19 protein-coding genes are annotated in these 19,808 nt (G+C 40.9%); 3 read left to right on the forward strand and 16 right to left on the reverse strand.

Annotated elements, in window-relative coordinates; genetic code table 11:
* Positions 1–12 precede the first annotated feature (12 nt).
* The 10 genes from SKA34_RS21235 to SKA34_RS21285 all read right to left on the reverse strand — a co-directional run bounded on the left by SKA34_RS21235 (position 13) and on the right by SKA34_RS21285 (position 10,559).
* Positions 13–537: a hypothetical protein gene (locus SKA34_RS21235; RefSeq protein ID WP_006647485.1), complete on the reverse strand. Its 525-nt coding sequence runs from the start codon at positions 535–537 to the stop codon at positions 13–15.
* Complete coding sequence (locus SKA34_RS21240) at positions 534–944, reverse strand: AAA family ATPase (RefSeq protein ID WP_006647486.1); 411 nt, start codon at positions 942–944, stop codon at positions 534–536. Before SKA34_RS21240 ends, SKA34_RS21235 begins: the two co-directional genes overlap by 4 nt.
* Positions 945–1,010: 66 nt before the next feature.
* A protein-coding gene (locus SKA34_RS21245; RefSeq protein WP_086004105.1) for an IS3 family transposase occupies positions 1,011–2,188 on the reverse strand; the annotation gives its coding sequence in 2 pieces (ribosomal slippage) (positions 1,011–1,930 and positions 1,930–2,188; 1,179 coding nt in all).
* Positions 2,189–2,247: 59 nt separating this feature from the next.
* A complete protein-coding gene (locus tag SKA34_RS21255) occupies positions 2,248–2,913 on the reverse strand; it encodes an AAA family ATPase (RefSeq protein WP_006647487.1) in 666 nt (221 codons plus the stop codon).
* Positions 2,910–6,491 carry a BREX system P-loop protein BrxC gene (gene brxC, locus SKA34_RS21260; protein WP_006647488.1) on the reverse strand — a complete coding sequence of 1,194 codons (3,582 nt, stop codon included), beginning with the start codon at positions 6,489–6,491 and terminating at the stop codon, positions 2,910–2,912. The genes SKA34_RS21255 and brxC overlap by 4 nt, the downstream gene beginning before the upstream one ends.
* A 15-nt stretch (positions 6,492–6,506) precedes the next feature.
* A complete protein-coding gene (locus tag SKA34_RS21265; RefSeq protein ID WP_006647489.1) occupies positions 6,507–7,130 on the reverse strand; it encodes a DUF1788 domain-containing protein in 624 nt (207 codons plus the stop codon).
* 1 nt (position 7,131) lies between these two features.
* Positions 7,132–7,722: a DUF1819 family protein gene (locus SKA34_RS21270; protein WP_006647490.1), complete on the reverse strand. Its 591-nt coding sequence runs from the start codon at positions 7,720–7,722 to the stop codon at positions 7,132–7,134.
* Positions 7,715–7,915 (reverse strand): helix-turn-helix domain-containing protein, encoded by a 201-nt coding sequence (locus SKA34_RS21275; protein WP_006647491.1) that lies wholly within the window; start codon positions 7,913–7,915, stop codon positions 7,715–7,717. Before SKA34_RS21275 ends, SKA34_RS21270 begins: the two co-directional genes overlap by 8 nt.
* A gap of 143 nt (positions 7,916–8,058) precedes the next feature.
* Positions 8,059–9,624, reverse strand: coding sequence for a TnsD family Tn7-like transposition protein (locus SKA34_RS21280; RefSeq protein ID WP_006647492.1), 1,566 nt, complete (start codon positions 9,622–9,624; stop codon positions 8,059–8,061).
* Positions 9,625–9,656: 32 nt separating this feature from the next.
* Positions 9,657–10,559: an ATP-binding protein gene (locus tag SKA34_RS21285; protein WP_232284294.1), complete on the reverse strand. Its 903-nt coding sequence runs from the start codon at positions 10,557–10,559 to the stop codon at positions 9,657–9,659.
* A 61-nt stretch (positions 10,560–10,620) separates the two neighbouring features.
* On the opposite strand from SKA34_RS21285, the gene SKA34_RS21295 reads away from it, so the two are divergent.
* Positions 10,621–11,798, forward strand: a protein-coding gene (locus tag SKA34_RS21295) for an IS3 family transposase (RefSeq protein WP_086004105.1) whose coding sequence is annotated in 2 segments (ribosomal slippage) — positions 10,621–10,879 and positions 10,879–11,798 — 1,179 coding nt in all. Because the reading frame shifts where the segments join, the coding sequence is not laid out codon by codon here.
* Here SKA34_RS21295 and SKA34_RS21300 read toward each other — a convergent pair.
* From SKA34_RS21300 to ftnA, 6 genes are all read right to left on the reverse strand, one after another.
* The gene (locus SKA34_RS21300) at positions 11,791–13,617 is read right to left on the reverse strand and encodes a Mu transposase C-terminal domain-containing protein (RefSeq protein WP_006647494.1); all 1,827 of its coding nucleotides are present in this window, start codon (positions 13,615–13,617) and stop codon (positions 11,791–11,793) included. The genes SKA34_RS21295 and SKA34_RS21300 overlap by 8 nt on opposite strands.
* Positions 13,604–14,431, reverse strand: a complete 828-nt coding sequence (locus tag SKA34_RS21305; protein WP_006647495.1) for a TnsA endonuclease N-terminal domain-containing protein — start codon at positions 14,429–14,431, stop codon at positions 13,604–13,606. The genes SKA34_RS21300 and SKA34_RS21305 overlap by 14 nt, the downstream gene beginning before the upstream one ends.
* 132 nt (positions 14,432–14,563) lie before the next feature.
* Complete coding sequence (locus tag SKA34_RS21310; protein WP_006647496.1) at positions 14,564–15,751, reverse strand: NAD(P)/FAD-dependent oxidoreductase; 1,188 nt, start codon at positions 15,749–15,751, stop codon at positions 14,564–14,566.
* Between the two features lie 145 nt (positions 15,752–15,896).
* Positions 15,897–17,006 (reverse strand): mechanosensitive ion channel family protein, encoded by a 1,110-nt coding sequence (locus SKA34_RS21315; RefSeq protein ID WP_006647497.1) that lies wholly within the window; start codon positions 17,004–17,006, stop codon positions 15,897–15,899.
* A gap of 149 nt (positions 17,007–17,155) precedes the next feature.
* Entirely contained in the window at positions 17,156–17,491 is a 336-nt protein-coding gene (gene uspB, locus SKA34_RS21320; RefSeq protein WP_005372140.1) for a universal stress protein UspB, read from the reverse strand.
* A gap of 69 nt (positions 17,492–17,560) precedes the next feature.
* Positions 17,561–18,085: a non-heme ferritin gene (gene ftnA, locus SKA34_RS21325; RefSeq protein ID WP_006647498.1), complete on the reverse strand. Its 525-nt coding sequence runs from the start codon at positions 18,083–18,085 to the stop codon at positions 17,561–17,563.
* A gap of 254 nt (positions 18,086–18,339) precedes the next feature.
* Between ftnA and SKA34_RS21330 the strand changes: the two genes are divergently transcribed.
* Both SKA34_RS21330 and SKA34_RS21335 read left to right on the forward strand, forming a co-directional pair.
* The gene (locus SKA34_RS21330; protein ID WP_006647499.1) at positions 18,340–18,762 is read left to right on the forward strand and encodes a universal stress protein; all 423 of its coding nucleotides are present in this window, start codon (positions 18,340–18,342) and stop codon (positions 18,760–18,762) included.
* A gap of 148 nt (positions 18,763–18,910) precedes the next feature.
* Positions 18,911–19,783, forward strand: coding sequence for a carboxylate/amino acid/amine transporter (locus SKA34_RS21335; protein ID WP_039861063.1), 873 nt, complete (start codon positions 18,911–18,913; stop codon positions 19,781–19,783).
* The last annotated feature ends 25 nt before the right edge of the window (positions 19,784–19,808 follow it).

Genomic DNA, 19,808 nt, shown 5'->3' on the forward strand with positions numbered 1-19,808 from the left:
TCTCATTTCTAATTATGCAACTTTACTAACTGGCCATTTAGGAAAATTCAAATTCCATCGTTCTATATTAAGGACTCTGCAACTTTGGGCTAACGACTTATTCCACCTTCGGCTTTTTCTGCCTATTGGCAACTCTTGTTGTAAACCTTTAGTAAACTTAGAGTTCAGGGCATTATCAAAAGTTAACAAGCATATATAATGTATTGGCTTTTCTACCTTATCTTCAGCATGTCTATATAAATAAGAATCTCGGTATTTATACTTGAGGTAATTTTTGAGCCACTTAAAAGCTTTTCTTTTTTCTTTTAACTCTTCATTCGTAGAGTAGGTATTAACATCATATGTAGAAGCAAGTTCGGCATCATAGTCTTTGATTTCAATATATACATATGCTTCGTCGAACTCAGCCACTACATCAACACCTTTCATCGGAACTCCATGAAAGGTGGCTTTCGTTCTATCTTTTTCATCAAAAACAAATGCAGCTATAGCATCAGAAAATTCGAATCTAAATCCATCAGTTTCTACAGGGATCATTTACCCAATGCTCCCATATCATTAACGATTTCTTGATCGATTAAGAAACCGAAGGCTTCATCAATGGCATTTGGGCTCAGCTCAAGGTATTCGTCAGTCGTCATTACCTCTACAGCACTATCTACTTCAGTGCGGTATAAAGAATGATATTTAATATGATCTCCTTTCATTTCATCGATGAGTAGATCAAACCATTTCAACAACACGTAGTCATGTGTAGCTATAATAATTTGCTGACCATTTCGAGCCAGTTCCAACATACATTGAACTAAAAGTTTCATAAGAATCGGATTAATATTTGACTCAGGCTCATCCCAGAGCAAGACATTAGTTCTACCTTTTACTAAAGCCCCTGTATCAATAAGACGTTGTAATAGCCCTATTTTACGGTAGCCTTCTGCTGTCATTGTGACTGAAGTTCCTGATGATTTGTCTTTCTTAAACTTAAGCTGTTTAAAGTCAGCATGTAGTGGTCAACTAAAATTGGCCACGGTTTTAGAGTTTTCCCAATATAATCGTTCTGATTCGTTGGGAGTTAGGCCGCCATTATATTGATGCGGCCTGAGTTGACAGTAATACCCGATAATGTAGCGGATGATCTCTTGTTGAGCTTCAGCAAAACTACGATAACCCACTGTTGGCACCCATTCGGTCTTTAAGCTTCTAAAGAAACGCTCCATTGGTGCATTATCCCAGCAATTTCCTCGGCGAGATAAACTCTGTTTTATCTTAAAACGCCACAGTAATTGACGGTACTTTCGACTTGTATAGTGGCTACCTTGATCGCTGTGGAACATGACGCCTTTCGGCTTACCACGCGACTCATAAGCCATTGAAAGAGCTTTGCCTGTCAGACTGGAATCAGGTGATAAAGACATCGACCAACCAATCACTTTGCGGGCAAAAAGATCAATAACAACCGCTAAATACATCCAGCGATTTCCTGTCCAAATATACGTAACATCACCAACCCAAACTTCATTTGGGGCGGTAACAGCAAACTGTCGGCCCAAGTGATTTGGAACCTCAACATGTTCTTGAGAAGCCTTTCTGTATCGATGCTTTGGCTGTTGGCAACTGACTAAACCAAGCTCTCTCATGAGTTTTGTTGCTCGGTATCGGCTCAGTTTTAAACCCTGATTTGTGACTATATCTGCAATAGTCCTCGCTCCCGCAGAGGCGTTGCTTGCTGCGTGGGCCTCACTAACTAAGCTGCGAAGTTTGACTGTTTCCGCCCTAATCGCTGTTGGACGCTTTAGCCAATAGTTATAACTACTTCGATGAACATTGAAGACTTCGCATAATGTTTTTACGCTATAGCTCTGCTTGAGTTTCTTGATCATCAAGAATTGTTCAGTGAGTCCGACATCAACAGAGCCGTGGCTTTTTTTAATATTTCATTATGCTCTTCAAGACGAGCTAACTTCTTTTTTAATTCCCGAATTTCTATTTGCTCAGGGGTCATAGGCGAAGCTTTTGGCGTTTTGCCTTGTCGTTCTTGTTTAAGCTGACGAACCCATTTATCCATCGTGGATTTACCCACATTCATGGCTTGGGCGGCTTCTGCCACTGAGTAATTTTGATCAATCACTAACTGTGAAGCCTCGAGCTTGAATTCTGCGCTGAATAGTCGTCTTGTACGATTTGTCATAGTGTCACCTGTTAACGTATGAAGTGATGATATCACCTCTAACTAAGTGACCAAATTCACTATGCCACTACAGCATAAGCCTTTGCACTCAGTGCATTAGATGTGGTTGAACTTTTCGTTTCTACAAATTTCCCCTTAACGAATAAGTGTTCACCATCGTTGATTTCGAACCTCCCACCTATAGCAGCAACAAGCATTGGGATAACTTGTCCTAAACGAGGGTCACTGTTTACAGTTTCAGTTAACTCTTTTGTTGGTTCAGTTAGTAGCAAGTAGCACAAATCAACTATTGAATCATCAAAGAGTGATTTTAAAATTTCATCAGGGATTGCTTTGGATTGAATCGCTTCAAGCAGAGATAAAACCTCTTTTGTTGGTATCAATACTGGCTGAGCAAGTTCCGTAAAGCCTGATTGTCTATGAGCCGTTTCCATTTGTGGTCCAAACTCAATCTTAGATACTTGATCTGAGGAGTCTGTGATGGTTACTTTCGCTTTTCCCTTACCACCACGGTGATATATTCCTGATAACTTTTCATTATGAGGTTTAAATAAACCTAATAATTTAGACGTTATATCTTGTTCTGATGACAGCGCATAAATCGACTTTAATAGCTGTGTTTTACCACAACTATTCTCACCAATAATTATATTAATTCCAGGAGTGAACTTCAGATCTAGCTTCTTAAATGCTGCGAAATTCTCTAGTGATAGTTCCGATATCATAACTGTATATGCTTCCCATCATTAATCGCTGCTAATAGAGCCTTTTTATACTCTTCTAGGTACTGTTCTACATCTTGCTCATTGGCTAACCAAGGTTTGTGAAATTCCACCTTCATGTTTCTGGCGGTGATGGTTTGCGGTGCAGCAGTTGACTCTTCTACACCAGCTTTTTCCTGAGATGGCTTATCACTGACATTACCAGCAGCTTCAGGTTGCTTTGTCGTTGAGTGCTTTGGTTTTACTAGTTCAGGAGCAGGCTGACTCCAGGTCATTAGCTGCTGGACTAGACTTGAATATTTTTGATCCTCAAAACGGCGCACTTCATCCCTTAACATGGCGATTAGGCTCTGCTCATTGAGTTTGCCAATAGCGGTATCGAAGGCCGATGCTAACGATGCTTGTTTACTCTGATCTAATGCCTGATATTCATCAAAACCTGTGAGTTTTTTCTTCAATGACTCGACACTGCTAATCGCCAGTGCACGTTCTTTGACTAAAAGCTCATTTAGCTCTTTTGCTAAGCTTTCAGTATTGGCCTTTAGTTGCACAATAGTACTGCTTTTGTATATATCTTGGCTGACTAAAGCATCGGTTATGTGTTGATAGGCGCTCTTTCCGTTTGAGCTACTCACATAGTCAAGGTTGGGCTTTTGAGTCGTTAATAACTGCTTAGCTTTGTCATAGCTGCCTTTTTGAGGACCCTTCATAAACTTGATGATTGGGTCTATGGTGTTTTCTTTGAAGTCGAACCATTTGTCCTCATCGCTAACTAGCTCTGACATGAACCAAGTATACGGTTTTGCTTTTAGTGCTTGTAGTTCGGCTAATATAGGCGATAAGGCACGAATAAAGGGATATTGTTCCGATAGGGCTAAAAGCTTATCTATCGCGTTGCTCTGCTCGACAAAGCTTTCTTGTACCTCTTTGGCTAATGCCTTTACCTCAGTGGCATGAGCTACTTTATCGAAGTAGTCATTATAGAACTCTTTGACTTTTCGGATCTGTGACTGGCTAAACTCTACTTGTGGCTCAAGTATCAAGCTGCCATGCAGGGGGGTGCTCTTCAGTGCTTTAGCTAGATCAGCATCATCCAATAGATTTGTTGACTCTCGCACTTCGACCTTAGCACGGCCACAGAGGTGCGCAAGCGTACAGAGTACCGCTGCAAATGACCAACCGTAGGGCTTGCCTTCAAATTTTTCTAACAGGGACTTTACCGTAGTTCTCACGCCGCCACGACTATTGCTCTGAATAAAGGACAGCATCTCTTGCTGGGATTCAGGCAGTTGAGTTTCATCACCAAAAAGGCCTTGCTCTGCTTTAGTGAGAATACCTGGAATGTCGTTCTCGCTATAACTAACTTCACGCAACATCTTTAGGTTGGGATAGGTGCGTTTAATCAACTCGCCAAAGGCTTTGATTATTTTACTTTGACCATCGTCACCTGTGAGTTCGAGATCTTGTCCTGCGACATAATATTTAGCTGTACCAATCAACTTGGCTACCAACTGCTTTAACTGTAATAGTCGCTCTGCGTTATAGCTGCGTTTCTCGGCAATTATTCGCTTAATGGAATCTTGCTGAGTACTTTTAGTTGCGTGTACCGAGTACTTTTCAGTTTGATGATAGAGAATTAAGTCTCTGTATAGACGCTCACTGTCAGCCATCACTATTCTTACTTCGTCTACATAAACTGTATCAACTTTATGTTTTTCTAGAGGCACTAACTTATCATAAAAGGGTGAGATTACATTGATTGCTAGCTCATGTTCGCGCCCTGAAAGATTGTCGTCCAGTTTACGACTAAAGCTGTAATCTTGTTTATTTTCTTCCCAGCGAATTTTTCTAGTTTTAAGGACTGCATCGTAAATTAGCTTTTCGAGCTCACTGGTAATGACTGAGTTGTCTACCTCAGTATTCTTGATCTCTTGCTCAATATCTTGTTCTTCATCAGTAAGGTATTCGTAGACTTCGCCATTACGCTGAATGTAGCTCTCCTTTTCCAGCAGGTTTAAGGCTTCTTCTATTTCCAGCTTTAGTGACGGAATATCACGCTCGAAGCTATCGTGCATTAACACGCAAAGATTGCGCACACTAGGCTTAAACTCTTTGACGTATTTCACTAGGAATAAGGCTTTAAGGAGGCGTATTGCAAACATATTATCTAGTTGTTTTTCTGCCTTGATAATGGATTGCTGTATAGCCGTTTTCAGTGCTGTACGGATACCTTCAAACATTAAATCGAAAGTAGCCAGCTCTCCAAGTTGATGATCTTTAATAGCAATAGCAACTTGCTGGAATACACCCAACATTGAGCGCTCACCCACTGAGCTGTGCTTACCTTCGAAGGCACTATGTAAAGACAGATTCTGAATAGCTGACTGGAACAAAGTAAACTGGTAAGGGATAAAGGGGTAGCTTTGAATGAAGTGTTCTCTATCACGATAGTTGCGATAGGTTTGAGAACCATCAGCAAAATCAAATAAGGTTTTAAAATTATTCTCTTGCTGATGGAACAGGTCGGAGAGAGTAGGGACTAACTCCTCTTTCTTCTCAAGCAGGCGGCGCTGAATAACCTCAGCCACATCCTGACTAGTCAATTTCATTCGGTTTTTAAAACGGGCCTGAATCTTAGTAAAGTCATTCTCACTCTTTTGGCTTGCTTCACCGAGTACCGAAGACATATCCTCCTGAGCCGTGACAATAACCCAAGCCTGACCTTTACACTTGGTAGCAAGGCTCTCAGCAACAGTTTGCAGGTTGGTCATCAGCTTAGTATTACCTGCTATATATTGACCAACCTCATCGATAAAGAAGTTTAAGCGGAAACCCTCTTTCTGCGTTGCAATATAGCTTTGCACTTGCTCAGCAAAATCTTCAATAGAGAGTCGGTAGTCTGCACGGTATTTATCTAAAATACCTGTGACACTTTGAGCGGATACTTTGTTGTAAGCTTTATCGATAGAGTCGCCCATTCGCTTGGCTCGCGCACGACCTTTTTCCCATTCCATACCACTGATATTTTTAAAAATGCTGACAAAATCTTCTAAAAGGCCATCATCAGCTAATTCACGTTCAAACTGTGCAATATAAGCTTGCTTACCATAAAAGCCACAGTGTTCGTCGAAGACCTTAACAAATACAGCGATAAGGGCATCCATCTCGGTTTTACTGATGACATCGGCCTTTTGGTCGATATTAAACAGGATACTCTCTGAAGGGATAGTTACTGCACGTTTAAGATCATTGGCAAAGATACCGCCTTCGTTAAGAGGACGCTTCTCCAAGAAAACCTCTAAAGGAGTAATGTCTTCGATGGGATTATTTTCTAATAATAGAGCAAGCATTTTCAGCAGGTGTGATTTGCCAGACCCAAAAAAGCCTGACACCCAAACTCCGTTGGCACCTTGGTAATTCAAATAGGCATCGAGGAAAATATCAAGTCGCTTAGCTACTTCATCGGTGATTACATATTCATCCAACTCGAGATATAAGGCTACATCGTCGTCAGCCTTAATAACACCTTCGATAGTACGATCAACTTGTTTGCTAAATAGCTGCTCTAATTTCATACTCATCTTTTACTACTTCCTTCAGATTGCCCGATCTAAGATATTAAATGCGCGATAGTATTTGTCGTCTTCTAAAGTCCCAAATAGGACTAAAGAGGTGCCTTTTTCAACGGAGTGTTTATATTGACCAGGGTAAAACATTAGCGTTGGTTTTTCTTTTGCTTTTATCTGTAAATTTTCCAAAAGGTTACTAGATCTCACATATGGGAAAACCTCACCGACACCAGTTATCAATAGCAGGTCAAATTCAGCCTCAGCCATTTTGTCGACAATTGCAGGAATGAGCACAGGCTTGGTATCAATGATGCCCTGTAGCTGCTCTTTGAAGACATCCTTTGCCATCGTTACTTCGTTTTCTAGTAGCCACTCCCAATCGCCTTCCTCTTTTGCAATCTCTATGACTAAGTCATATAGATTGATCTCAAGCACTTTTACCTGAGCATCTATTAGGTAGTTCTTTATCTGTCGAATCAATAAATTGATATCATTTTGAAGCGCAGGATCAAAAGGGCAGATATGGAAAGGGATATCACCATTTAACCCTTCCATTTTGATAAATGGATCACTTGCAAGCACATCCGTTAAGTGTGCATAGGCATCTTTGAGGCTTGATTTAGTTAAAACGCTATTGAATTTTCCTGCCATTTTAGCTGTAGTCCCCAGGATATATTCTTAAGAAATCTGCATTAGTTTGCTTGATAAGCTCTTGAAGTTGCGCAGAGACGTGTTGATGTAGAATCTCTTTATCCTCATTGACTAAGCCGCACTCAGCAAGCATCTTGAACATAGTTTGCTGAGCTTTATATCTTGACTGTTGAGTAATGCTGTCTAAATTACTATGCCATTCAGCTTTTGCGTTAAAAAATGCAACATAATCTTCAGGGTAGAGATGAAGCCGACTTTTGTTGAAATGCTCACATAAGACCTCAACAGCAAATTGATATGTGAACAGGTATTCACGACAAATAGCTAGCCAAACTAGGTGCTTCGCATCTAAGTCTGACGTAGTCATTAACAACAGCTCATCATCAGTTAAATTCTTCAGACGCTTAGAGACTTCGCCATATATGGTTTTAGATGTGCTCTCAGTCCGAGCTTGCAATAGATTATTCGTTAGCACTTCGTCACGAACCAACTGCCAGTCTTTTAGTTGAGTATATTGCTCTGCAACGACTCTACTTTCATGAATTAACGCAGGCCTTAGCGTAAGAGATAACTTGTATTTAGAATTACTCATTTGAAGTCCCCTCAGATGGCTCGGAGGCACTTCCATTTCTAACCCAGCTATCTACCTCATCGACCTTAAATTTCCAAAACCGACCAACCTTATGCGCAGGCAAGCCTTTCTTTTCTCGCCAGGCGTAGATGGTGTCTTTACTCACACCAAGGTGAGTTGCAATCTCTTCTACTGAAAGCCATCTTTGGGTCATCTAAAAACCATACTCAAATTCAATTAAAACTATGCTGCAATATGACATGTTTAGCTTAAAGTGTACATCGGATTGAGTAGGGTTTAGACGGATTAGACATGATCTAAGTCATAATAAGGAATACAAATATAGGTAGGTCTTTACTATCGCTTTTCTTTGAGCAAACTTTGATATTTCATTAATGCTCTAGGCAGTTTGTGCTTTTTCTTCGTTAACCAACCATGACCTCCTAGCAGCTTATCGAGCTGCGTTCTTGATAACTGGTTTTGGTGTTGCTGCATGATTGAACATATTTCAGCCACCAATAGTTTATCACGCTGGTGCCAATCAACTCTCCCTACATGCTGTGTTTGAGTAGCAACAGGAAGTACACTTTCAAGCCATTGATGTTCATGAATGTACAACCAATAAAATGCCGCTTCATTAATGCTTTTAACCTCTTGTCGGCAAGCCTTAGGATTAGAAGCAATAAACCGTATTATTTGACAGCAATATCTACGCCGTAAAGATTCAACTTTACATTGTTTTCGCCACTCAACAAGACCCGCAGTCGTAGAGATAATTAGCTCTACACTGCCAGTAGAAATATCATGGAGCTTAGCTAAAACATCTCGATGAAAGCCTTTTCTAGCCCATTTAATTATCGAATTCTTGATATTCAGGGTGATTTTCTTGGGCTTTAAGTTAACAGGGATATTGTTTTTCAAAGCGATACTTTTCACATAGCATCTGCTTTTATCAATTTCTCTGCTTACCGCTGCCATTGATAACCCTGATCTCAATAAATCACAGCAATGGTCTTCTTTGTTTATAGGGGCATTAACGTTCATGATTCGAGTTTCAGGTTCATCATCGTGTTTACTGCGAGACAAATAGAACTCAAATAGGAGGTGCTTAAATGGGTGTTGAGGATATTGACCAGAAAGCAGGGATGAAACAAAGCGATAATCTTCAGGTGTTCTAAGTGATAAATCAGACTGCGTGGGAAATAACTCTTCAGATATTTCAAACAACTCCTTAGCTATCTTTTTCCGTTTGACTCGACCACTTAGTGTTAAACCACCATTGATCCTGAGCTTTTTAAGGTAAGTGTCACTAATAGTGACAACGCTTTGTTTCTTAGATTGTAAGCTTCTAATTTTATTTAATGAGAACTTTGAGAACTCCCTCGCAAGCTCATTACAATAAATAGGCTCGACTCTGATATCAGGAAGTAAGACGCCACTTGCGTGGCTACGATCTAAGAGCTCATTGTGTACCAACCAAGTGCGATGTACCGAGCAAGCTTCAACACCAGGGATTTGATGAGCTAGGTGCCAGTAGGCTACACCAAAATTATATACATCATCTTTAGCGCACAAAGCGCAGTGCTTTACAGATAATCGTTCTTTGCCGCGAAAGGTAGAAAGTTGGCTCGCTCTTAGTATGTCATTTGTATTGGTCGTTACATTTTCAAGAATGGTTCGATATTGCGGCAAGTAATAGGAAAATAACGGACGCAGAGTTTGATTAGATTGAAGTACTTCTGGCGATTCTTCGGAGAATTGACCAGTAATGTGCAAATTGGATGTAAGGTAAGGATGAATAGCACCTCTCCCGTCGCCCACAAGTTTTTGCAAGGCTTGCTCAAGGGGAAGCTCACTAATAGCTAAATAACGACATATACGGCTAAATAGAGATTCATCAGCTAGTGCTGTAGGCAGCTGCATGATGAATCTCCAGTTTAGATAAGCCCTATTAATTAACTATAGGCTAATTCTGAGAGTGGATCGTCAAGAACGATATTTCTAGACCTTAGATAACTCATCGGGTCCTCTAATCCAGCTGCTTGTTGGAACAGATCAGGATCATTAATTCGGCTTTTTAGGTCAACGGCGTCAACTAACTCAATAAGCTTAGAAGCAAACTCAGGGTGCTGTGGTTTAGTTATATCCCCCGTTTTATCGATAGTTTTTACCTCTGGACTTTCTGTGGTTCGAGCACTACGTTTCCTCCCCTTGGGTAGCAAAGTAGCCGCTTTAAGCTCATTAACTTCTTTAGTTTGTTTTGAAAGGCCACACGCAGCAGCATTACCTGCTTCTAATGTTGCCGAAGTAATACGCTCATCATCAGCGCCAATAACTAACCGTTGCGCTTCTCGGAAGGTACGGCTCGCCATATCAATATTACCCACCGAAAGTGTATGAAGAGCATCGTTAAGTTCTTTCGTCAGCTTTGTATACACACTCGTCCATTGATATTGCCAAAGCTGATCTACAAACGTATTCCATGAATCACTTTCACGCTCTAATACAGACATAGTGTGGTGATACCCGCTTTCAGCTCGACGGGCTGCTTTTAGCTCTTTAATCAAAGATTTATCAAACGGAGGGTTTGCTACAAAGAAAAGAGGAATACCTAGTTTATTCATCAATCTATGTAGAAATTTTAGTAGATTGTTTTCTCCACCCGTTCGCTTGAACTGCAAATTCTGCATTTCATCAATAACCAGCATGCCTATAAAGCTTGATTTCATACACTGCTCAAGTTGTCGAATTAAAGCACCTATCGTTCCCGCAGGCTTCGTTTTTTCTCTATCAAGGGTAAGATCTAATGTTGAGAGGATCTCTTCACACAAGTCCCTTACGCTTGAGTGTAGTGGCATAGTGAATTTGGTCACTTAGTTAGAGGTGATATCATCACTTCATACGTTAACAGGTGACACTATGACAAATCGTACAAGACGACTATTCAGCGCAGAATTCAAGCTCGAGGCTTCACAGTTAGTGATTGATCAAAATTACTCAGTGGCAGAAGCCGCCCAAGCCATGAATGTGGGTAAATCCACGATGGATAAATGGGTTCGTCAGCTTAAACAAGAACGACAAGGCAAAACGCCAAAAGCTTCGCCTATGACCCCTGAGCAAATAGAAATTCGGGAATTAAAAAAGAAGTTAGCTCGTCTTGAAGAGCATAATGAAATATTAAAAAAAGCCACGGCTCTGTTGATGTCGGACTCACTGAACAATTCTTGATGATCAAGAAACTCAAGCAGAGCTATAGCGTAAAAACATTATGCGAAGTCTTCAATGTTCATCGAAGTAGTTATAACTATTGGCTAAAGCGTCCAACAGCGATTAGGGCGGAAACAGTCAAACTTCGCAGCTTAGTTAGTGAGGCCCACGCAGCAAGCAACGCCTCTGCGGGAGCGAGGACTATTGCAGATATAGTCACAAATCAGGGTTTAAAACTGAGCCGATACCGAGCAACAAAACTCATGAGAGAGCTTGGTTTAGTCAGTTGCCAACAGCCAAAGCATCGATACAGAAAGGCTTCTCAAGAACATGTTGAGGTTCCAAATCACTTGGGCCGACAGTTTGCTGTTACCGCCCCAAATGAAGTTTGGGTTGGTGATGTTACGTATATTTGGACAGGAAATCGCTGGATGTATTTAGCGGTTGTTATTGATCTTTTTGCCCGCAAAGTGATTGGTTGGTCGATGTCTTTATCACCTGATTCCAGTCTGACAGGCAAAGCTCTTTCAATGGCTTATGAGTCGCGTGGTAAGCCGAAAGGCGTCATGTTCCACAGCGATCAAGGTAGCCACTATACAAGTCGAAAGTACCGTCAATTACTGTGGCGTTTTAAGATAAAACAGAGTTTATCTCGCCGAGGAAATTGCTGGGATAATGCACCAATGGAGCGTTTCTTTAGAAGCTTAAAGACCGAATGGGTGCCAACAGTGGGTTATCGTAGTTTTGCTGAAGCTCAACAAGAGATCATCCGCTACATTATCGGGTATTACTGTCAACTCAGGCCGCATCAATATAATGGCGGCCTAACTCCCAACGAATCAGAACGATTATATTGGGAAAACTCTAAAACCGTGGCCAATTTTAGTTGACCACTACATACATAGACTTATCACCCAACATTCGACTCCGCGGTAACAAGTTACACCTAATGAACTCTCTGTTTTTATCTAAGCGAACATAGATATAATTCGTTGTATTTTCATCTATGCGCGCCTCTAGCCTCCAACGTCCTGATGACCTAGCGACAGATGCCAAATTAAGCTCCTCAACTTCTGAACAAGAGTAATACATACCATTAAAATATATTCCGCTTCGAGTCATACTTACTTCTGCTGAAGGCAGCAACCTAGCTATAACCTCATCACGATTAGCTGATTGAAGCTCATGCCTATGCTTTTTGAGATGTATTTTCCAGTAATTCAGGGGAGTTGGTGATAAGTCATTTTCGATGAGTAAAGGGCTAGAAAAGGCTAAATCATCAAGAATCGAACGATTATGCTCTAGTACCGCCTTTATTATTTCAGCCGTAACTTCCTTAAGCGTATAGATTGCGTCTTTTCTAGGATCTCGACTACCTCGTACAACCTGACCACCTCTCGTTGTACCCAGTAACTCATGAAGTACTTCTTTATTGATAATATCAAATCGCTTTTCTACCACACCTTTACAATCTGGCCTATATGGTGGGGAAAATGATAATTGGGTCATTGGTGTCAGTGCTTTTCGGGGTTGAACCCCAATCATTTCACCATTATCACAAACCAACTCTTTCGGAATGTGAGCACAGGGCCATTCAGAGTCTTCAATATCAATACCAAAGCTTTTACAATAATTAGATTTAGGTAAGAAACTATTCGTTAATGCCTGACGCGCTGCACGCCATGAAGCGTGATAAAGCGATACGTGCATACCAACTATCATTCGACTCGCCCTGTCTGCAACGATATAAATCGTCGGTCGCCCTAAGACGTACTGAGAACCGAGCTCAGACACGATATGCACATCCGCAACTGTGGCATCTATTTCAAAGTGAGTACCAGGGAGATAACTTCGATCAGTAATGCTGCCTAGCGCTCCCCTTTTATTTCTGAGGTAATCATTCTCTGAGGTTCGTTGCTTGATTATCTGATCTTTACTGAATAGCTTTGTACGCCAATAACTAAACTGTTTTTTAGTTGGGACTAAAGGGGGCCTACCACATGCCTCTGCCTGCTTGACCTCTTTTGAATAATTATCTTTGAGCAGGTTGTCATAGGTTTTTGATAGCGTCAGCCCAGATTCTTTTAGGTAGTATTTCTTTAGTGCTTTTTTGAATTTGTTTTTGTCATCATCATTCACGATATACTTAGCGACTCTTTCAACTGCTATAGTTCTTGGCCGTTTTGGTGATCCTAAGGGTTTCGTTACTAGAGTTCGCTCTTGCCCTGAACCTCCACTTTTCGAAAATGCAGGTAACAGAGCCATTTTATCCTGCCCATTTCGCCAATATAGAGTAAGTATCCGTGCTAATGACTTACGATCAACATTAATTTTTTTCGAATATTCAGCAAGTTGAGGTGAGCGTTTTTTGGTCGCGTAATCAAAAACAAAAGCACTGTCTGATATAATTCCTTTGATTAAATCATAATTTTTGTCTCGACGGGCAATGTGCTCATCTGAAATATTTTCTTCATCAACTAAAAGGTAAGTTGGCAACTCATATTGTGCTTTTTTAGCTTTGCGACTGGAAACAAGTTCAATAAAACCTTCTAGAGAAACAGCTACAGGCCTTACCGTTGTTGAAGTATCGGTAAGTGAATACAGAATAACAGACTCAACATCCTGCATGATATCCAACAGACGATAGAGTCCATCTTCAAGCAATTCAGAATCTTTCAAGCTCCAAACGCTATTTCTAGGAAGCTCCATATAAAGTGTCCTCCTGCTTTGCTGTTACATACTTAATATCAATAAGCCCTGATTCAGGGATATTAGTCGATAAATCCACATCGATAAATTTATCGGCAATGAGGAAACGTACTAGTAATAAAGCGTCTTCATGAGATGTTATGTTTCTTGAGATTAGCTGGCTGCAGAGGTCTTCAACAAAGTATTGCCCAACAGCCACGACAGAGAGAGCACAATGAATCTGGTCACAAGAAAAGCTTATCGGATTCTTACGAAACGGGAATGAAGCCCACTGAAGGTTGCTGCTTTGAACTCTCGTTAATTCATTGCCCGTAAAGTAGCTGAACTTAACATCAAGCAACTCCCAACAAACTCGCTCTATATCTATTTTCTCGAGTATACGTAAATCACCTGAATCATCTTCAGGTTTTACAGAGATTGCATGGTATATAGTGCCTTGAGGGGAGTCTATCGTGAGCAACTGATCTGTTGTCATAATAATCCGTTCTTTGGTAATTGGATGTTTTGGGTGTTCAACACCTAGGTTTTTCGCGACTTTTTGGGTGAGATTAAGGGGAAGAAGCGGAAATTGCTCTCTAATATCAACCACGCAGTTTAAAGACTCAGCTAGGAAGAAATGCTCACTTTCGATTGAAGACATCATATGGTGATCTCTTTGAGACTTCCTACCATAGATTAATGAGCGCGCACCTTTAGACTTTACATCAACAGTCCTAAGCCAAGGCTTATAATCTGAGCCTTGGCCGATTCCGTATTTATTCTTTAATGCTCGCTCAAAGTCTTTAAACGACTCTAGTTTACGCCCGCGTCCCATACTCAATCCAATAAGTTTTACCTACACTAATCATAGTAAGCAGAGCCACTACGGGCAAACTTTATTGTTTCAAAATGCTCTTATGGGCAAACTTTAGTGCTTACGGGCAAACTTTATTGTCTTTACACAAAATTAGGCATATTGCCCAGCAACATAACCAGAGCTCCATGCCCACTGGAAGTTATAGCCGCCTAACCAACCACTCACATCCATCACTTCACCGACAAAGAACAAGCCTTTCAACGTCTTAGTTTCCATGGTTTTGGAGGATAGTTCATCGGTATCAACACCGCCTAATGTCACTTCTGCTGTACGGTAACCTTCTGTACCATTTGGCGCGATCTGCCATTGGTGGAAATATTCACTCAGTAATGCCAGCTCTTTGTGATTAAGCTGCTTTAACGGTTTATCTTGTACATCCCCACGCTCAATCAGAGCCTCGATAAGACGCTTAGGTAGTAAGCGAGACAGTGAGTTCTTTAAGCTTTGGTTCGGGTGTGCTTCACGCATTTCACTTAACGTGTCAGCCAAGGTTAAATGCGGTAATAAATCTGCGGTGATCTTCTGACCCGGTTTCCAGTATGACGATACTTGTAAAATAACAGGACCTGATAAACCACGGTGAGTAAACAGTAAATTTTCTTTAAATGAAGTGCCATCCTCAGTTTCAACGACCGCTGGAACGGCAATACCAGACAGATCAGCCAATGCTTCTTTATCTTCTACATGTAAAGTAAACGGTACAAGGCCTGCTGTGGTTGGGAGCATTTTCAAACCAAACTGTTCAGCAATTTGATAACCAAAAGGAGTTGCACCCAGTTTCGGCATCGATAAACCGCCGGTGGCAACCACCAGCGATTCACAGCTAACGGTGTCGGTATTAAGGCCAAGAGTGAAGCCTGAATCGGTCTTTTCAATAGTATGAACATCGACTTGGTAACGCTGGGCGATGTTTGGCATATCACATTCAGACAACAGCATTTGAACAATATCTTTTGCTGAATCTAGACAGAATAACTGACCATGATCACGCTCTTCATAATCAATCCCGTGTTGGCACACCATGCCAATAAAGTCCCATTGGGTGTATTGAGATAGCGCAGATTTCACAAAGTGCGGATTACGACAAACAAAATTATTCGCGGCCACATCCATATTGGTAAAGTTACAACGACCGCCACCCGAGATCAGGATTTTACGTCCCGGCTTCTTACCGTGATCAACCACCAATACAGAGCGACCACGCTTACCCGCTTCGGCTGCACACATCAGTCCTGCAGCACCCGCACCGATAATGACGACATCGTATTTATTTGCCATGAATTACTATCTGCCTTTCAAAAACACTAAGGGAAAAACGAAAAAAGGATGCTAGTCGCTAGCATCCTTTCTCTCTCGCGGCGGCTATTTTACCTACCTAATGGCGTAATACCAACCGTAATAATTTATCCTGATAGCAAACCGATCAAGCTTGCTGAATACGCTCAATAGAGACCAGTGCCGTAGATGCCGCTGCAGGCATATCTAATGTTGTGGTTGGGAAAGCAAAATCGGCCCTATGCGAATGCACAATCTCAACAATTTTCAGCATCACATTCTGCTGTACGTCTTTGTACTTAGCCCACTCAACCGTTTTGGTAAAGGTGTATACCAAAATATTGAGTGACGACGCACCGTAAGTATCAAAGCTCACAATCAAGGTTTGTCGAGTATCGATATCTGGGTGGTTCTGTAGCATGGTTTTGATATCACGTACAACATCACCCACAACTGCAGCATCACAATAACGTAAACCGACACTTTGCTTAATACGGCGGTTGAGCATGCGAGATGCATTTTCTACCACCACCGAGCTAAACACAGAGTTAGGCACATACAGTGGACGCTTATCAAAGGTGCGGATAATCGTCATACGGAAGCCAATTTTCTCTACCGTACCTTCAATTTGACGATCAGGACTGCGGATCCAGTCAACGACTTTAAAAGGACGATCAAAATATAACATCATGCCGCCAAAGAAATTTGCCAGCAGATCTTTCGCTGCCATACCGACAACTAAACCACCAACACCACCAAAGGTTAGTAGGCCTGATAAGCTCAAGCCTAGATTTTGCATCGCAATTAAACCGCCAAACACCATGACGATTAAACGTAAAATCTTCGATATCGCATTAACGGTTGTCGTATCACGCTGCGGTCGGTTTTCCAATATGGTCTGCTCCATATTGGAAATTAAACGAAATAGCGTCCAAATAATGGTCCAGATCAGCAACAGATGACGAAGAGTCGATAATGATGTACTGGAATAAGTGCTCAAGTTATCAATTAATATGCCAATTGACAGCAAGCCTGGCCAAACCCAAATACATAGCGTAATAGGCGCACGGATTGCACTGATTAATGCATCATCCCAAATAAACTGGCTTTTTTCTGCCACCGTAGCTAAACGACGTGACAATAAGATCCATCCACCCCATAGCACCGAGCTCAACAATAACAGTAAGCCAATGTTATACATCCAATCGACAGATGCGCCCTTTTCTAACGACGACCACCAATATATGAACTTTTCCATAACGTTTCTGTTTCTCTATGATTAGCGATACGCAAAAATAGGCTATCGATATAGCCTATCCGTCATATTATATTGGGATCATACTAAACATCAGACACGCGCATAGCTAGCCTCAAGATAAGGTTCTTAGTACTCTGTCGAAAGAAGTGTTAGTAGCCAAGAAAGGCAACCGCAAAGATCGCGATAAAAAAAGTGATCATAAAGGTACTGGCGAGAACAAATAGCTTACGTACTTTAATACATTTAGCCATAAAGACCGGATCATGATGCTTTTTATATTGCTCACTGCGGATGTAATGAAATAAACGGATTTGTTTACTGACATTACCTTGAGAGGAGAAAAAACCGCGTCCATCCACTTGCTGATACAAAAGGGGATCACATTCTCGCATTACCACCAGCAATGTTCTTAAGGTACTTATATAACGGAACGTATTAACAACTGCCACTAAAAAAAGTGCGAAAAGAAATGCATCACTACTCATATATATTCTCCCAAAAAATGCGGTTCCACACGCCGGGAGATAAGGGAGCAAATTCGCTCCCTATCAATATTAGGCTTGTGAATCCATAACAGATGTAGACTCTGCTTTTGCCATCGCGGATAAATCTTTATCAATAAAGAATAGTGCCTTACCGTCTTCACCGACTAATTCAATTTTATCTAAAATGCCTTTAAATAATTTTTCTTCTTCATGTTGCTCTGATACATACCATTGCAAGAAGTTAAATGTTGAGTAATCTTGCGTAGTAAATGCAACATGAGCAAGCTCATTGATCTTCTTAGTAATTAATTGCTCGTGCTCGTAAGTTTCACGGAATACATCACCTAATGATGCGAATTCATGTTTTGGTGCCTCAATAGTACCAAGAATTGGCAAAGCACCTGTTTCGCTTACATAAGTAAACAAACGTTGCATATGTTCCATTTCTTCAACGGCATGAACACGTAAAAATTCAGCAGCACCTTCAAAACCTTTATCCTCACACCATGCACTCATCTGTAAGTATAGGTTTGAAGAGAAAAATTCTAAGTTGATTTGCTCGTTTAGGTTATCAACCATAGCCTTGGCTAACATTGCACTACTCCTGTTTGTTTAAGTGTAATCAAGACATTGTCACTGTGCATTGTTTAGAATGCAACTAACGAAAAAAAATATAGAGATAATTCTCTTTATTTTTCATGAAATACGAAATCAATAGCAAAAACGCTTACTTGTTTTTGAAAAATAATTAACCACTAACTCCGCAATAAGATGCGACCAAATCGATATTTTTACCCCATACTCAATGCTAATATGAATGATACCTAATGAATATGGAGTGTCAGTTAATGGTCTATAAACATATCCTTGCCGCCATTGATTTATCAAACGATAGCGAAGTATTAGTCCATAAGGCTGCGCTATTAGCCAAAGCCCTCGATGCTAAATTATCTCTGATCCACATCGATGTTGATTACGCTGATTTATACACCGGACTCATTGATATTAATTTAGCAGAGATGCATGAGCGCGCTGAAAATGATGCGCAAACACGACTTCACCAACTGGCACAAAAAACACAATATCCAGTGTCACATACCCTTGTCGGTAGTGGTGATCTGAGTGAAGAAATTTGTCATGCGATAAAAAACATGAATATTGATTTAGTGATTTGTGGTCATCATCAAGATTTCTGGAGCAAAATACTATCGTCAACTCGCCAGCTACTAAGCCGTACGCCTGTTGATTTATTAATGGTTCCACTGAAATAATCTAGCTATAACCTCTCTTAATCCAGCAGCCAATACCGTTGGCTGCTGCTCATACCTGTTATTTTCTACTCTATATTTTTCATAGGCGACAAGATTAACTTTCGTTACACTAATATCCTTAATTCTCTATATGGATATTGCTAGCGTAATGGGATATTTATCTGTCATCACCCTTTTATGGGCGTTTTCTTTTAGCTTAATAGGCGTCTACCTTGCCGGCCAGGTTGACCCTTGGTTTTCTGTATTAACTCGTGTCAGTTTAGCTGCGCTGGTTTTTATCCCTTTTTTACGCTTTAAACACATTCATCCCAAATTGGCTCTCAAATTAATGATGGTTGGCGCTTGCCAATTAGGGATTATGTATTGCTTCTACTACCAATCTTTTTTATATCTCAGTGTGCCTGAAGTATTACTGTTTACTATTTTCACTCCGATTTATGTCACTTTAATTTACGATGCACTCCATAAACAGTTTTCTCCTTGGTATTTGCTCACAGCAGCAATAGCGGTATTGGGTGCTGCTGTTATCAAGTTTGAAGGTATCAACCAAAACTTTATTATCGGCTTTTTCATCGTCCAAGGGGCAAACCTGTGCTTTGCTATCGGGCAAGTAGGCTATAAACGAATTATCGAACAAGAAACCACAGAGCTACCACAACATACGGTATTTGGCTGGTTTTATATTGGTGCCATTTGTATCGCATTGCCGATGTTCTTACTGTTTGGCAATAACGACAAACTACCAACGACTGATACTCAATGGGGGATCTTAGTTTATCTTGGTGTAATTGCTTCAGGCTTGGGGTATTTCATCTGGAATAAAGGGGCGACGTTAGTCAATGCAGGCGCTCTTGCAATCATGAATAATGCACTGGTGCCAGCAGGGTTGATTGTGAACATTGTGATTTGGAATCGTGATGTCGACTATCCACGTTTGATAGTCGGTGGCGTGATCATAATGTTTTCACTGTGGCTAAATGAAACGTGGGTAAAACGCAAAGTTCAGCAAAGCCTTCGATAAGTCGCCGCTTATAAGAACAACAAAG

This window comes from Photobacterium sp. SKA34 (assembly GCF_000153325.1).
In the GTDB taxonomy this organism is placed as follows: domain Bacteria; phylum Pseudomonadota; class Gammaproteobacteria; order Enterobacterales; family Vibrionaceae; genus Photobacterium.

What these genes read in the sequence shown, in the direction of transcription:
- ftnA (WP_006647498.1), bottom strand. Translation starts at nt 18,085, where the DNA reads ATGTTAGCCAAGGCTATGGTTGATAACCTAAACGAGCAAATCAACTTA.
- SKA34_RS21270 (WP_006647490.1), bottom strand. Translation starts at nt 7,722, where the DNA reads ATGAGTAATTCTAAATACAAGTTATCTCTTACGCTAAGGCCTGCGTTA.
- SKA34_RS21240 (WP_006647486.1), bottom strand. Translation starts at nt 944, where the DNA reads ATGACAGCAGAAGGCTACCGTAAAATAGGGCTATTACAACGTCTTATT.
- SKA34_RS21330 (WP_006647499.1), top strand. Translation starts at nt 18,340, where the DNA reads ATGGTCTATAAACATATCCTTGCCGCCATTGATTTATCAAACGATAGC.
- SKA34_RS21280 (WP_006647492.1), bottom strand. Translation starts at nt 9,624, where the DNA reads ATGCAGCTGCCTACAGCACTAGCTGATGAATCTCTATTTAGCCGTATA.
- SKA34_RS21265 (WP_006647489.1), bottom strand. Translation starts at nt 7,130, where the DNA reads ATGGCAGGAAAATTCAATAGCGTTTTAACTAAATCAAGCCTCAAAGAT.
- SKA34_RS21335 (WP_039861063.1), top strand. Translation starts at nt 18,911, where the DNA reads ATGGGATATTTATCTGTCATCACCCTTTTATGGGCGTTTTCTTTTAGC.
- SKA34_RS21235 (WP_006647485.1), bottom strand. Translation starts at nt 537, where the DNA reads ATGATCCCTGTAGAAACTGATGGATTTAGATTCGAATTTTCTGATGCT.
- SKA34_RS21275 (WP_006647491.1), bottom strand. Translation starts at nt 7,915, where the DNA reads ATGACCCAAAGATGGCTTTCAGTAGAAGAGATTGCAACTCACCTTGGT.
- brxC (WP_006647488.1), bottom strand. Translation starts at nt 6,491, where the DNA reads ATGAGTATGAAATTAGAGCAGCTATTTAGCAAACAAGTTGATCGTACT.
- SKA34_RS21255 (WP_006647487.1), bottom strand. Translation starts at nt 2,913, where the DNA reads ATGATATCGGAACTATCACTAGAGAATTTCGCAGCATTTAAGAAGCTA.
- SKA34_RS21285 (WP_232284294.1), bottom strand. Translation starts at nt 10,559, where the DNA reads ATGCCACTACACTCAAGCGTAAGGGACTTGTGTGAAGAGATCCTCTCA.
- SKA34_RS21315 (WP_006647497.1), bottom strand. Translation starts at nt 17,006, where the DNA reads ATGGAAAAGTTCATATATTGGTGGTCGTCGTTAGAAAAGGGCGCATCT.
- uspB (WP_005372140.1), bottom strand. Translation starts at nt 17,491, where the DNA reads ATGAGTAGTGATGCATTTCTTTTCGCACTTTTTTTAGTGGCAGTTGTT.
- SKA34_RS21310 (WP_006647496.1), bottom strand. Translation starts at nt 15,751, where the DNA reads ATGGCAAATAAATACGATGTCGTCATTATCGGTGCGGGTGCTGCAGGA.
- SKA34_RS21300 (WP_006647494.1), bottom strand. Translation starts at nt 13,617, where the DNA reads ATGGAGCTTCCTAGAAATAGCGTTTGGAGCTTGAAAGATTCTGAATTG.
- SKA34_RS21305 (WP_006647495.1), bottom strand. Translation starts at nt 14,431, where the DNA reads ATGGGACGCGGGCGTAAACTAGAGTCGTTTAAAGACTTTGAGCGAGCA.